Below are 13,059 nucleotides of genomic sequence, written 5' to 3' on the forward strand. Positions count from 1 at the left end.
CGGGGGCGGCGGCGGGGTCTTATGTCCCCCATGGAGCGACATACCGGGCGGATCGCCCCCTCCAAGGCGTCCGGAGGCTGAATACGCACCGGACCGAAGGTGAACAACACTCCCGGCGGAGGCCGCGGAAGCGGGAGTTCCGTCACCGGCCGGGGGCGGCCCGCCGACTCCCGCCCCGGCCCGCTCTCTGACAGGATCGGCCACCGGAGGTGAGGGCAGTGACGGAACCGCTCCCGCAGGAGCTCGCCGGCGCCTGGGCCGATCTGGTGGCCACGGCCCGGCGCACCACCGAGGAGGGGCTGGTCGTCGGCACCTCCGGCAATGTCTCGGTACGCGTCGGCGACACGGTCCTCGTCACGCCCAGCGGGGTGCCGTACCACCGGCTCGGCCCCGCGGACGCGGTCGGCGTGGACCTCGGCGGACGGCGCCTCCTCGGCACACTGCGGCCCACCAGCGAACTGCCGATGCACCTCGCGGTCTACCGGGCCACCGGCGCCCGCGCCATCGTGCACACCCACGCCGTGCACGCCACGGCCGTGTCCACGCTCGTCACCGAGCTCCCCCTCGTCCACTACATGGCCGCCGCGCTCGGCGGCCCCGTCCGCGTCGCCCCGTACGCGCTCTACGGCAGCGAGGAGCTGGCCCGCCACACCCTGGAGGCCCTCCGCGACCGCACCGGATGCCTGCTGCGGAACCACGGCACGCTCACCTACGGCGCCACGCTCGACCAGGCGTACGACCGGACCGCGCAGCTGGAGTGGATGTGCCGGGTCTGGCTGGCCGCCCGGTCCGTGCCCGGCCTCAGCCCCGCCCTGCTCTCCCGGGAGGAGCTGGCCGAGACCGCCGGGAAACTCCGCGACTACGGCCAGCGCCCCTGACGCCCCGCCGCGCCCCCGCCCGGCCGGGTCACCCCCGGGCGGGCCGGCACTGGCCGCCCGGCCGTATCCCGAGCACACTGGGACCGATGCGACCTCGTACAGCGGCGGCCCTCGCCGCCACAACCGTTCTCGGCGCCGGTACGGCCGCGGTGGCCGCCGGGCGGTACGCCGGCGACGCGGCCCTGTCCCCGTCCCGGCCGCTGCCGAGCGACCCCCGGCTCACCGTCCACGCCACCACCGCCGACACGGTGACCCTCACCCGCAGCCTGGCCTCACTGCGGCCCGGCACCTACGGACTGACCGGCGGCGGCGTGCACGCCGTCATCGGCGACGTGGCCGAGGACGCCGACTGCCCGCCCGACTCGGTGGTGCGCCGCCTGGTGCGGGTGGAGCGCGGCGGCCTCCGGCGCGGTGCCAAGGTGCGCTTCACCCCGCAGGTCCACACCGGCAACCCCGGTGAGGCGCACGGCCTGGAGTACGAGGACGTGGAGGTGCCCGGCGAACTGGGCCCGCTGCCCGCCTGGCTGGTGCCCGGCTCCCGCTCGACCTGGGTCCTCACCGCGCACGGCCTCGGCACCACCCGGGAACACCCCATGGTCGTCATGCCGTTCCTCTCCCGCCTCGGCGTCCCCGTGCTCGACCTCTCCTACCGGGGCGACCCGGGCGCGCCCCGCGACCCGGACGGCACCGGACACCTCGGCGACACCGAGTGGCGCGACCTGGACGCCGCCGTCCGCTTCGCCGTGCACCGGGGCGCCGAGCGGGTCGTGCTGCACGGCTGGTCCACCGGCGGCAGCATGGCCGTGCACACCGTGGCCAACTCGGCGCTGCGGGACCGGATCAGCGGCCTGGTGCTCGACTCGCCCGTGCTCGACTGGCACTCCACGGTCCGCGCCCTCGCCGCCGCCCACGGCACCCCCCGGGCGCTGCTGCCGCTGGCGGTACGGGCCGCGGAGGGCAGGGCGGGGCTCGGCGCGGAGAGCCTGGCGGAGGCTTCGGCGCCGTCCCGGGTCTCCGTTCCCACCCTGATCCTGCACGGCCCGGACGACCGGCTGGCCCCCTGGGACCGCTCGCAGCTCCTCGCCGAGCGCCGCCCGGACCTCGTCACCCTCCACGCCGTGCCGGAAGCCCCGCACGCCGCGATGTGGAACGCCGACCCGGCCGGCTACGAGGAGGCCCTGCGCCGCTTCCTGACCGCGCTGCTGTAGCCGGCCCGAAACACCGTCACGCGCTGTGCGGCGCCCTCGCGTACCGGCCCCGGCACGGGCGGGAAGCTTTCGCGGCCCGTGCCGGACCCGCCCCGGGGAGCGTTCCGAACCCGCCGCGTCATGGGCGCCACACCCTCCGATTGGGCTTTCGGGCCGTCACCCGGGACACTGCTGCCGTGACGTCCCGTACTCCGCGCGACTCCCGGCTCCATCTTGTCCCGAAACGACCGACGACCGCCGCCAGGCGGGCGGTGACCACCCGTCGTAAACGGCAGGGCCCCCCGGCCTGGGGGGCCACCGCTCCCCGCCCGCCCGCGGGCACGCCCGCCCCGGCCGAACTGGCGCGCCACGCGCGGGAGGTCCTTGCCGGAGCGGTGCGGATCGCCCGCTGGGCCGACGCCGAGCGGGGCCGCGGCGCCCGGCCCGGGCCCGGCGGCACGGGAGTGCTCTCCGGCGAGTCCGCCGAACGGGCCGCCGCCGCTCTCGGGCTGGCACCGCACCGGGTCCGTGCCGACTGGGACCGGGCGCGGCTCGCCGGGCTCGTCGAACTCCACGGCGACGTGGCCCGCCCCGGCTGGCGCCTCCACGCCTGGGACCGCGACGACACCGCCGCGCTGCGCGGCTGGGTCGCCCTGCTGGACGCCTGGTCGATAGCCCACCCCGCCCCGTCCGCCTTCGCGCCCACCGTCGTCGCGGAGGTCGTGGAGGCCGTCCCGCAGCTGCTCTCCGTCCTCCAGCTGTCGGCCGGTCCCGTGCCCCTCGGCACGCTCGGGGACATCCTCGAACAGCGTGTCGCCGAGCTCCGGACGGAACGCTGCGAGGTCCCCGGCGCCGGCAACGGCACCCCCGCCCCCGCCCCCGCCCCCGCCCCCGCCCCCGCCCCCGCCCCCGCTCCCGCCGAGCGCACCGGGACCGCCGGTGACCGGCCCGGGGAGAGACCGGCCGGGGACGGCCCCGCGGGCGGCCCGCCCCCGGCACCCCTGCTGGACTGGGCGCTGGACGGCCTGGTCTCCGTCGGCGCGCTGACCCGGGAGGACGGCCAGGCCATGCTGACCCCGCTCGGCAACTGGGCGGTCTGGGTCAAGCTCGAACAGATCTGCGTGGCCGCCCAGAGCCCGGCCGGCAACATCGAACAGTCCGCCGCCGACATGCTCCGCGGCTGCGCCAACCTGACCCCCGGCCCGGCCCGCGCGGAGTACCGCGCCTGGCTCGCGGCCCGTCCCGCCGGCAGCGCCGTCGAGGAACTGCTGGAGGCGGCCCGCGGCGAGGACGCCCTGCTGCGCGGCCTCGCCTTCGAGGCGCTGCGCGTCGTCGGCGCCCCCGCCGAGCCGGCCGTGCGGGCGGTGACGGGCGAGCCGTATCTGCGCCCGTACGCCCTGCTGTGGCTGGCCGAACAGGAGGGCGGCGACCCCGAGGACTCCCCGGACGTGCTCACCCGCGAGGAGGCGACCTGGCTCTGGGTCGACACCGCCGCCGCGGTGGCCGACCACGGCGAGGGCCAGCTGCTGGTGCACCACCTGGAGTCAGCGGTGCAGGAGACCGTGCCCGCCCTGCTCAGGGAGGTGCGGTCGGTCGGCCATCCGCGCACGGTCCAGGTCCTGGTCGCCCTGGCCGCGGCCCACCCGGACCCGGCCCTGGCCAAGGCCGTCCGCCGGGCGGCCTTCCAGGTGCACACGGGCGGCGCGTAGCACCGGGGCCGCCCGCGCCCCCGGGCGTCAGGCCGGGGGCATCGTGCTGGGGGCGTAGTCGCCGAAGCTCCACACATGGCCCCCGGTGTCCCGGGCCGTGTACGTCCGGGCGCCGTAGGGCTCGTCGGCCGGGGCGGTGAGGATCTCCGCCCCGTGGGCCACCGCGCGGCGGTGGTGCGCGTCGACGTCGGCCACGCGTACGTAGACACCCGCCGGACCGCCGTCCGGCGGGGCGTCGGTGAGCGCCCCCTTCTCCGCCGTGCTGCCGAGCATCACCACCCCGTTGCCGTACGACAGTTCGGCGTGGACGACCGTGCCGGTCTCCTCGTCCTCGTACACCGCGACCTCGGTGAAGCCGAAGGCCCCGGTGAGCTGCCGGAGAGCCGCGTGCGCGTCCTCGTAGCGCAGGGCCGGGCAGATGCTGGGATGGGCGCTGGCCCCGGCACCCGCACCGGCGCCCCCGCCGCCGCTGTCACGGGCATCCGCGCCGGCGCCGTCACGGTCCGTTCGGGCCGGGCTGTCCGTCATGGCGGTCCTCCTCACCGGATCGGCTCCGTACGGGCGGCGGGCGGTACCGGCCCGTCCGTCTCGCCTCCCCCAGTCTCCCCGCCCGTGCCCGGAAGGGCCCGCCGGACGGGGACGGGCGGGGCCCGGACCGCCGGGGAAACCGAGTTGCGCCGCACCGTTAGACTGGCCCGTATGGCAATTCTCCTCGCTCATTAGGCGGCGTCCGGGTCGCGCCGTACGCGGCCTCACGAGATCCGCGATCCGCCCGGTATCAGCCCGGATTCGCCTGGATCCGCCCGTCGATCCGACCGCCCGACGTCCGTCCGTTCCGCCTGGAGTATTTCCGTGATCACCGCCACCGGCCTTGAGCTGCGCGCCGGAGCCCGTCTTCTGATCGAGTCCGCCTCCTTCCGCATCGCCAAGGGCGACCGCATCGGCCTCGTCGGCCGGAACGGCGCGGGCAAGACCACCCTCACCAAGGTCCTCGCCGGCCAGGGCATCCCCGCCGCCGGGACCGTCACCCGCTCCGGCGAGGTCGGCTATCTGCCGCAGGACCCGCGCACCGGCGACCTGGACGTGCTCGCCCGCGACCGCGTCCTCTCCGCCCGCGGCCTGGACGCCGTCATCCGCAAGATGCGCGAGAACGAGCAGCGGATGTCCACCGGCCAGGGCGCCACCCGCGACAAGGCGATGCGGAAGTACGAGCGCCTGGAGACCGAGTTCCTCACCAAGGGCGGTTACGCCGCCGAGGCCGAGGCCGCCACCATCGCCGCCAGCCTGGGACTGCCCGACCGCGTCCTCGGACAGCCGCTGCACACCCTCTCCGGCGGCCAGCGCCGCCGGGTCGAGCTGGCCCGGATCCTCTTCTCGGACTCCGACATCCTGCTGCTCGACGAGCCGACGAACCACCTCGACGCCGACTCCATCGTCTGGCTGCGGGACTACCTCAAGACCTACAGCGGCGGTTTCGTGGTCATCTCCCACGACGTGCAGCTCGTCGAGACGGTCGTCAACAAGGTGTTCTACCTGGACGCCAACCGCTCCCGCATCGACGTCTACAACATGGGCTGGAAGCAGTACCAGGCCCAGCGCGAGGCCGACGAGCGGCGCCGCAAGCGGGAGCGCGCCAACGCCGAGAAGAAGGCCGCCGCCCTCAACAGCCAGGCCGACAAGATGCGGGCCAAGGCCACCAAGACCGTCGCCGCCCAGAACATGGCCCGGCGCGCGGAGAAGCTGCTCTCCGGCCTGGAGGAGCAGCGGGCCTCCGACAAGGTCGCCAAGCTCCGCTTCCCCGACCCGGCGCCGTGCGGCAAGACGCCGCTCACCGCCGAGGGCCTGTCGAAGTCCTACGGCTCCCTGGAGATCTTCACGGACGTCGACCTGGCCATCGACAAGGGCTCCCGGGTCGTCATCCTCGGCCTCAACGGCGCGGGCAAGACCACGCTGCTGCGGCTGCTCGCGGGCGTGGAGAAGCCCGACACCGGCGCCGTGACCCCGGGCCACGGCCTCAAGCTCGGCTACTACGCGCAGGAGCACGAGACCCTCGACCCGGACCGCACGGTCCTGGAGAACATGCGCTCCGCCGCCCCGGACCTCGATCTGGTCGCGGTCCGCAAGACCCTCGGCTCGTTCCTGTTCTCCGGTGACGACGTCGACAAGCCCGCGGGGGTGCTCTCCGGCGGGGAGAAGACGCGGCTGGCGCTGGCGACCCTCGTGGTCTCCTCGGCCAATGTGCTGCTGCTCGACGAGCCGACGAACAACCTCGACCCGGCCAGCCGCGAGGAGATCCTGGGAGCGCTGCGCACCTTCACCGGCGCGGTGGTCCTCGTGACCCACGACGAGGGCGCCGTCGACGCACTCCAGCCGGAGCGGATCATTCTGCTGCCGGACGGTGTGGAGGACCTGTGGGGCGAGGACTACGCGGATCTCGTCGCCCTGGCCTGATCTCCCGGCCCGGCCGGTCCGGCCCGGTCTCCGGGGGCGGCCCCACCGCTTGATCCACTGCGACTGGATCATTCGGCCCATGCGTGATCCGTCATCTGAGTGAGTCCGGTTCGTACCCCGGTGCGTCCCCGTACCGGTGCGCTCCCGGTGTGCCATGCCCGGTCATCCGGCCCGTCCACCACAGCTGACCTGGCCATTTCCGGTGGAAAACGGAAAACGGCGGTCGGAAACGGAATGGGGAGTTCAATTCGCCACCCCCTTCCGTGTGTCATACAAGGGTCAAGGATGTCGTACGGACCTTGTCGAATGGGTGGCCAGGACGGCGGATAGGGGTGATCATGAGAAGTCCAGAGGCGCACTTCCCATGAGGAGGCACGGGTGGCCGAGACTCTGAAGAAGGGCAGCCGGGTAACCGGCTCCGCGCGCGAAAAGCTCGCGGCTGACCTGAAGAAGAAGTACGACTCCGGTGCGAGCATCCGGGCGCTGGCCGAGGAGACCGGCCGTTCCTACGGATTCGTCCACCGGATGCTCAGCGAGTCAGGAGTGACCCTGCGGGGCCGCGGCGGTGCCACACGCGGCAAGAAGGCCACCTCGGCCTGACATCCGTCCCGTCCGCAAGGGCGGTGCGCCCCGAGGGAACGGGTGGTGACCACCCGGTCGGTCCCCGGACCGCCCGGGTGGTTACTGTGCAGTAATACAGTTGCCCGGGAGCGGACCTGTACATCCACGGCCCCGCTCCCGACCGGCGCTGATCCACTGCGGCCCATTCCGGAGGCACCCATGACCCTGCTGGACCGGGACGGCGTACGGCTCACCCTCGACGACGACGGCTCCGTCGCCACGGTGACCCTGGCCAACCCCGCCAAACGCAACGCCCAGACCTTCGCCCTGTGGCGCGCCCTGGCCGAGTCCGGGCGGCTGCTCCCGGGGACCGTCCGGGTCGTCGTGGTGCGGGCCGAGGGCCAGTCCTTCTCCGCGGGCCTCGACCGGCGCGCCTTCACCCCCGAGGGGATCGACGGCGAGCCCTCCGTCATGGAACTCGCGGCCCGGGAGGACGGCGGCGAGTCCGCCATCGCCGAGTTCCAGGAGGGCTTCACCTGGCTCCGGCGGAACGACATCATCACCGTCGCCGCGGTGCAGGGGCACGCCATCGGTGCCGGCTTCCAGCTCGCCCTCGCCTGCGATCTGCGGGTCTGCGCCGACGACGTCCGGTTCGCGATGCGCGAGACCGCCCTCGGCATCGTGCCGGACCTCACCGGCACCCACCCGCTGGTCGCCCTCGTCGGTTACGCCCGCGCGCTGGAGATCTGCGTCACCGGCCGCTTCGTCCAGGCCGAGGAGGCCGAGCGCACCGGCCTCGCCAACCTCGTGGTCCCGGCGGCCGAGCTCGACGCCGCGGCCCGCGATCTGGCGGCGGCCGTGCTGGCGGCGCCGCGCGACGCCGTGATCGAGACCAAGGCCCTGCTGAAGGACGCGGCCGGCCGCACCCTCGACGAGCAGCGGGCCGCCGAGCGCGCGGCCCAGAGCCGCCGCCTCCGCGACCTGGCGGGCCTCTCCGACTGACCGCCCGCCGCCCGCCGACCGCCGTCTCCGCGGGACCCCGCCGTCACCGGCCGGTCCCGCGGAGACGGACCCGCGCGTCCCGCGGCCGGTGGGCGCCCCGGCTCAGAAACCGCGCCGGAAGCCGCCGTCCACCGGGAGCATCACCCCGGTGAGGTACGAGGCCGCGGGGGAGAGGAAGAACGCCGCGGCCCGGCCGAACTCCTCCGGGGTGCCGTAGCGGCCGAGCGGGATCGCGGCCGCGTTACGGGCACGGGCCGCCTCCGCGTCCCCGGAGAGCGCGTCCAGCTCGCGGACCCGGTCGGTGTCGATCCGGGCCGGGAGCAGCCCGACGACGCGGATACCGCGCGGGCCGAGCTCCACGGAGAGCGACTTGGCGAAACCGGCCAGCCCGGGGCGGAGCCCGTTGGAGATGGCCAGCCCCGGGATCGGCTCGTGGACGGAGCCGGAGAGCACGAAGCCGATGACGCCGCCCTCGTCCAGCTCGTCCGCCGCCACGCGGGCCATCCGGACGGCGCCCAGGAAGACGGACTCGAAGGCGGACCGCCACTGCTCGTCGCTGTTCTCCGCGCCCGAGCCGGGCGGCGGGCCCCCGACGCTGACCAGTACGCCGTCGAACCGCCCGAAGTGCTCCCGGGCGGTGCCGATCAGCCGGCCGGGGGTCTCCGGATCGGCGTTGTCGGCGGCGACCCCGATCGCGTTCGGGCCCAGCTTCTCCGCCGCGGCGGCGACGCTCTGCCCGTCACGGGAGGCGAGCACGACCCTCGCGCCGTCGGCGGCCAGCTCGCGGGCGGCGGCCAGGCCGAGGCCCCGGGAGCCGCCGGTGACGACGTACACACGGTCATTCAGTCCGAGATCCATGGCCCCATGGTCTCGTATCCTCCGCCGAGGCGAGTGCGTGGGCCGTGTTGACCAGGCCCACATGGCTGAACGCCTGCGGGAAGTTGCCCAGTTGGCGGCCGGCCGCCGGATCCCACTGCTCGGCCAGCAGCCCCACGTCGTTGCGGAGGTCCAGCAGCCGCTCGAAGAGCCGGCGGGCCTCGGCGCGGCGGCCGGTGGCGAGCAGGGCGTCGGCCAGCCAGAAGGAGCAGACGAGGAACGCGCCCTCGCTGCCGGGCAGACCGTCCTCCCCGTAGCCGGTGTCGTAGCGGCGGACGAGTCCGCCGTGGTCGAGCTCGCGGCGGACGGCGTCCACGGTGCCCACCACGCGCGGGTCGCCGGGCGGCAGGAAGCCCACCGCCGGAATCAGGAGCGTCGCCGCGTCCAGGCCCTGCGAGCCGTAGTACTGGGTGAAGGTGTTGCGCTCCGGGTCGTAGCCCTGCTCGCACACCTCACGGTGCACGGCCTCCCGCATCGCCCGCCAGCGGCCGGTGTCGGCCGGCAGCTCCGGATGGGCCTCCGCCGCGCGGATGGTGCGGTCCGCGGCCACCCACGCCATGACCTTGGAGTGGACGAAGTGGCGGCGCGGCCCGCGCACCTCCCAGAGCCCTTCGTCCGGCTCCCGCCAGTGGCCCTCCAGGAAATCCATCAGCGCCCGCTGGAAGTTCCAGGCGTTCTCCTCCGGGGCGAGGCCGCTGCGCCGGGCGGCGTGCAGGGAGTCCAGGACCTGGCCGTAGACATCGAGCTGGTGCTGCTCCACGGCGGCGTTGCCGAACCGGACCGGGGCCGAGCCCTCGTAGCCCTTGAGCCAGGGCGCCTCGAACTCCGTCAGCCGCCGTTCGCCCGCGATCCCGTACATGATCTGGAGGTCGGCGGGGGAGCCGGCGACGGCGCGCAGCAGCCAGTCCCGCCAGGCGGAGGCCTCGGCGAGGTAACCGCCGGCGACCAGGGCGTTCAGGGTGAGGGAGGCGTCCCGCAGCCAGCAGTAGCGGTAGTCCCAGTTGCGGACGCCGCCGATCTCCTCGGGGAGCGAGGTGGTGGCCGCGGCGACGATGCCGCCGGTCGGCGCGTAGGTGAGGGCCTTCAGGGTGATCAGCGACCGCAGCACGGCCTCCCGCCAGGGCCCCCGGTACGTGCACTGGGCCGACCACGCCTCCCAGTCCTCCAGCGCGTGCGCCAGCGACTCGTACGGGTCTATGGCGGGCGGCACCTCCTCGTGCGAGGGGTGCCAGGTGAGCACCGAGGCCACGCGCTCGCCCGCGGCGACGGTGAAGTCCGCGCGGGTGCAGTTGTCCGCGCCGCGGGTCCAGACGCCTTTCTCGCCGCGCAGCCAGACCGAGTCCGGGCCCGCGATGGCGATGTGGTGGCCGTCGGCGCGGCGCTCCCAGGGGACGATGCCCCCGTAGTCGAAGCGCAGCCGGATCTCGCCCGCCATCTCCACCCGGCCGGACAGGCCCTCGACGATCCGGACGAGGTCGGGGGCGCGGTCGCGCTGCGGCATGAAGTCGGTGACCCGGACGCTGCCCTCCGGGGTTTCCCAGACGGTGTCCAGCACCAGGGTGTCCCCGCGGTACGAGCGGCGCGTGCAGACCGCCCCGGGGCCGGCGGAGCGGGGGGCCAGCCGCCAGTGGCCGTTCTCCTCGTCGCCCAGCAGGGCGGCGAAGCAGGCGCCGGAGTCGAAGCGGGGCAGGCAGAGCCAGTCGATGGAGCCGTCGCGGCCCACGAGGGCGGCCGTCTGCAGATCGCCGATGAGCGCGTAGTCCTCGATCAGTCCCGGCACGTCGTCCCTTCCCCTCCCCGGTGGCGCCCGGGCGCCCGCCGCCCGTGGCCTCTCTCCTGCTACCCCGGCCGGGCACGCGAACGCCGGGGTTCTCCGGCTCAGGACGGGACGGGCACGGGGGCGTCGTGCTCCTCGTCACCGGCGGTCTCCGCGCGGCGCCGGTCGGCGAGCTCGCGGCGCAGGAGGATCACCCAGCCGACGGGGACCCCGGCGGCGAAGATCCACCACTGCACGGCATAGGCCATGTTGACGCCGATGCCGTCGTGGTCGGGCTCGTCGAGGGGCCGGGGGCTCGCGGCGGCCGGCTCCACCAGCTCGATGTAGCCGCCCAGCACCTCCCGGTCCAGCCGCTCGGCCTGCTGGACGCTGTTGATCAGCATGAACTGCCGGTCGGGCAGTCCCCGCTTGTCCTTGATGCCGCTGGCCTCGGTGGTCTCGTCGCCCATGAGGCGGCCGGTGACGGTGACCTCCCCGGCGGGCGGGGCCGGGATCTCGGGGAAGGCGGTGAGGTCCGTACCCGTTTCGATCCAGCCGCGGTTGACCAGGACGGCGCGGCCGTCGCCGAGGAGCAGCGGGGTCAGCACGAAGTAGCCGATGCGGTCGCCGTCCGGGGCGGTCCGCTGGCGGATCACGACCTCGTTCCGGGTGTCGAAGGAACCGGTGGCCGTCACGCTCCGCCAGTAGTCGTCCTTCGGCACCACATGGCCCGGCGAGGTCAGCTCGGTCACGGGCGCGGGGCGGGCTTCGAGGTTCCGCTCGATCAGCCGGTTGTGCGCGACCCGGTTCTCATGGCGGTGGAGCTGCCAGAATCCCAGCTCGACCATCACGGGGATGAGGAGCAGCGCCACGAGGGTGAGGATCACCCACTGCCGGGTCAACAGGAAGCGGTACACCCCACGACCGTACAACTCGGTCGCGGGGTGCGGGACGGTAGGGGGCCCGGCGGGCCCGGGCGGGGCGGCGGCGCGAGGCCGGCGGCGGCGCGGGGGCGGGCGCGGCGCCGGCCCCCGGCGGCCGTGATCAGACGTGGTCGACCAGGCCCACCCTCCCCTCGGCGCGGGCGCAGTGGGCACCGCAGTAGAAGTGCCCGTCCGCTTCCGTGCCCTGGCCGATGATCCGGGAGTCGCAGTGCTCGCAGATCGGCGCCATGCGGTGGATGGCGCAGGAGAAACAGTCAAAGACGTGCACGTCGCCCTGCGCGTGCACCTCGAAGCTCATGCCGTAGTCGTTTCCGCATACCTCGCATCTGGCCATGCGCCACAGACTGCGGGCGCACGGCATCGGACGGGGGGCGTGCGGCGGGCGCGTCGCGCCTCATTCACCTGATTGCGGGGCGGCGTCCTGTGGGGCGACGTCGCCCAGCAGCTGCATGAACGCGGCCTCGTCGACCACGGGGGTGCCGACGGACCGGGCCCGGACGGCCTTGGAGGTGGCCGACTCCGGGTCGTTGGTCACCAGCAGGCTGGTGAGCCGGGAGACGCTCGTCGCGACATGCAGGCCGGCCTCGGTGGCCCGGTCCTCCAGCAGCTCGCGGTCCACGGAGGTGTCACCGGAGAAGGCGACCCGCATCCCCTGTATGAGCCGCCCGCCCGGCTCGTACCGGCCCGGATTCGGATACGGGCAGGGCGGGCGCCTGCGGCTGGGCCGCCAGCTCGCCGGACGGTACGCGCTGCGCGCCCCCGCGGACGGGGAGGGGCTGTCCTGCCACTCGGTGAGCGGCCGGCAGGTGTGCAGCGGCAGGTCCACACCGCTGCCCGCCGCCAGGTGCAGGCTGGGCCGGAACGCCTCGGCGAGCACCCGGGCGTCGTCCAGGGCGTGGTGGGCGTGGCGCTGTTCGACGCCGTAGTGCGCGGCGAGCGACTCCAGTTTGTGGTTCGGCAGCGGCAGCCGCAGCTCCTTGGCCAGCGCGATGGTGCACAGCCGCTGACGCACCGGGGCGGCGCCGCCCGCACGGGCGTACTCCCGGGCCAGCATCGACCAGTCGAACATGGCGTTGTGCGCGACGAGCACCCGGCCGTCGAGCCGCGAGGCGAGCTCCTGGGCGATCTCCGGGAAGAGCGGGGCGCCTTCGAGGACGTCGCTCGTCAGACCGTGGATCCACACCGGTCCGGGGTCGCGCTCCGGGTTGACCAGGGTGTACCAGTGGTCCTCCACCTCGCCCCGCGCGTCGAGCCGGTAGACGGCGGCCGACACGATGCGGTCGTCCCGGGCGAGACCGGTGGTCTCGACGTCCACCACGGCATAGCCCTGCGGATACGCCGGGGGCCAGGCGGCCGGGGGCGTCGGAACGGCCTGCCGCCCGATGAGGGGCGGGGCTGCCGTGCGGTCTTCGAGCATGGTCACTGAGAATACGGGGCCCCGCCGACATCGCCGCCGCGCCCCGTGCCGGGGGCCGGATCCGAACCGGTGTCCGGGCCGGGCCGGGTTCTCAACTCGCCGCCCCGGTCCGGGAGTCGGCGGCGCGCGGGCCGGGTGCTGACGCGGCGTCGGCCGGGGGCGGCGGTCCTCCCGGGGGACGGAATCCCGGCCCCGGCGCCGAGGGGAGTCCGGCCGTGCCGCGGGGGAGGGCCGGGAAGAAGAAAAATACTGCTCGGTAACCACCTCTGGCGGCACCG

Annotated in this window: 12 protein-coding genes; 6 read left to right on the forward strand and 6 right to left on the reverse strand. The window is 74.6% G+C overall.

Going from position 1 to position 13,059, the window contains the following annotated elements; all coding sequences use genetic code 11:
- Nucleotides 1-218: 218 nt before the first annotated feature.
- The 3 genes from SXIN_RS25155 to SXIN_RS25165 all read left to right on the forward strand — a co-directional run bounded on the left by SXIN_RS25155 (nt 219) and on the right by SXIN_RS25165 (nt 3,774).
- Nucleotides 219-878, forward strand: coding sequence for a class II aldolase/adducin family protein (locus tag SXIN_RS25155; protein ID WP_019709625.1), 660 nt, complete (start codon nt 219-221; stop codon nt 876-878).
- A gap of 86 nt (nt 879-964) precedes the next feature.
- Complete coding sequence (locus tag SXIN_RS25160) at nt 965-2,086, forward strand: alpha/beta hydrolase (RefSeq protein ID WP_039822859.1); 1,122 nt, start codon at nt 965-967, stop codon at nt 2,084-2,086.
- 176 nt (nt 2,087-2,262) lie between these two features.
- Nucleotides 2,263-3,774, forward strand: a complete 1,512-nt coding sequence (locus tag SXIN_RS25165) for a hypothetical protein (RefSeq protein ID WP_095757575.1) — start codon at nt 2,263-2,265, stop codon at nt 3,772-3,774.
- Nucleotides 3,775-3,801: 27 nt separating this feature from the next.
- On the opposite strand, the gene SXIN_RS25170 is transcribed toward SXIN_RS25165, so the two are convergent.
- A complete protein-coding gene (locus SXIN_RS25170; RefSeq protein WP_019709627.1) occupies nt 3,802-4,302 on the reverse strand; it encodes a VOC family protein in 501 nt (166 codons plus the stop codon).
- A 324-nt stretch (nt 4,303-4,626) separates the two neighbouring features.
- On the opposite strand from SXIN_RS25170, the gene abc-f reads away from it, so the two are divergent.
- From abc-f to SXIN_RS25185, 3 genes are all read left to right on the forward strand, one after another.
- Entirely contained in the window at nt 4,627-6,225 is a 1,599-nt protein-coding gene (gene abc-f, locus SXIN_RS25175; protein ID WP_019709628.1) for a ribosomal protection-like ABC-F family protein, read from the forward strand.
- Nucleotides 6,226-6,603: 378 nt separating this feature from the next.
- Nucleotides 6,604-6,825 (forward strand): helix-turn-helix domain-containing protein, encoded by a 222-nt coding sequence (locus tag SXIN_RS25180; RefSeq protein WP_019709629.1) that lies wholly within the window; start codon nt 6,604-6,606, stop codon nt 6,823-6,825.
- Between the two features lie 180 nt (nt 6,826-7,005).
- Complete coding sequence (locus SXIN_RS25185) at nt 7,006-7,788, forward strand: enoyl-CoA hydratase/isomerase family protein (protein ID WP_095757576.1); 783 nt, start codon at nt 7,006-7,008, stop codon at nt 7,786-7,788.
- A gap of 102 nt (nt 7,789-7,890) precedes the next feature.
- Here SXIN_RS25185 and SXIN_RS25190 read toward each other — a convergent pair whose 3' ends face one another.
- The 5 genes from SXIN_RS25190 to SXIN_RS25210 form a co-directional block, all read right to left on the reverse strand.
- On the reverse strand, nt 7,891-8,646 hold the full coding sequence (locus SXIN_RS25190; protein ID WP_095757577.1) for an SDR family oxidoreductase: 756 nt from the start codon (nt 8,644-8,646) through the stop codon (nt 7,891-7,893).
- Nucleotides 8,627-10,444: a glycoside hydrolase family 15 protein gene (locus tag SXIN_RS25195; protein ID WP_019709631.1), complete on the reverse strand. Its 1,818-nt coding sequence runs from the start codon at nt 10,442-10,444 to the stop codon at nt 8,627-8,629. The genes SXIN_RS25190 and SXIN_RS25195 overlap by 20 nt, the downstream gene beginning before the upstream one ends.
- 98 nt (nt 10,445-10,542) lie before the next feature.
- Nucleotides 10,543-11,337 (reverse strand): SURF1 family cytochrome oxidase biogenesis protein, encoded by a 795-nt coding sequence (locus SXIN_RS25200; RefSeq protein WP_019709632.1) that lies wholly within the window; start codon nt 11,335-11,337, stop codon nt 10,543-10,545.
- A gap of 127 nt (nt 11,338-11,464) precedes the next feature.
- Nucleotides 11,465-11,698, reverse strand: coding sequence for a hypothetical protein (locus SXIN_RS25205; RefSeq protein ID WP_095758186.1), 234 nt, complete (start codon nt 11,696-11,698; stop codon nt 11,465-11,467).
- 60 nt (nt 11,699-11,758) lie between these two features.
- A complete protein-coding gene (locus SXIN_RS25210; RefSeq protein WP_019706110.1) occupies nt 11,759-12,781 on the reverse strand; it encodes a DEDDh family exonuclease in 1,023 nt (340 codons plus the stop codon).
- Nucleotides 12,782-13,059: the final 278 nt, after the last annotated feature.

Source organism: Streptomyces xinghaiensis S187, assembly GCF_000220705.2.
GTDB classification, from domain to species: Bacteria; Actinomycetota; Actinomycetes; order Streptomycetales; family Streptomycetaceae; genus Streptomyces; species Streptomyces xinghaiensis.

Bases quoted from the DNA above. Each gene is read 5' to 3' on its own strand.
- SXIN_RS25160 (WP_039822859.1), top strand. From the start codon at position 965: ATGCGACCTCGTACAGCGGCGGCCCTCGCCGCCACAACCGTTCTCGGC.
- SXIN_RS25170 (WP_019709627.1), bottom strand. From the start codon at position 4,302: ATGACGGACAGCCCGGCCCGAACGGACCGTGACGGCGCCGGCGCGGAT.
- SXIN_RS25185 (WP_095757576.1), top strand. From the start codon at position 7,006: ATGACCCTGCTGGACCGGGACGGCGTACGGCTCACCCTCGACGACGAC.
- SXIN_RS25190 (WP_095757577.1), bottom strand. From the start codon at position 8,646: ATGGATCTCGGACTGAATGACCGTGTGTACGTCGTCACCGGCGGCTCC.
- SXIN_RS25205 (WP_095758186.1), bottom strand. From the start codon at position 11,698: ATGGCCAGATGCGAGGTATGCGGAAACGACTACGGCATGAGCTTCGAG.
- SXIN_RS25210 (WP_019706110.1), bottom strand. From the start codon at position 12,781: ATGCTCGAAGACCGCACGGCAGCCCCGCCCCTCATCGGGCGGCAGGCC.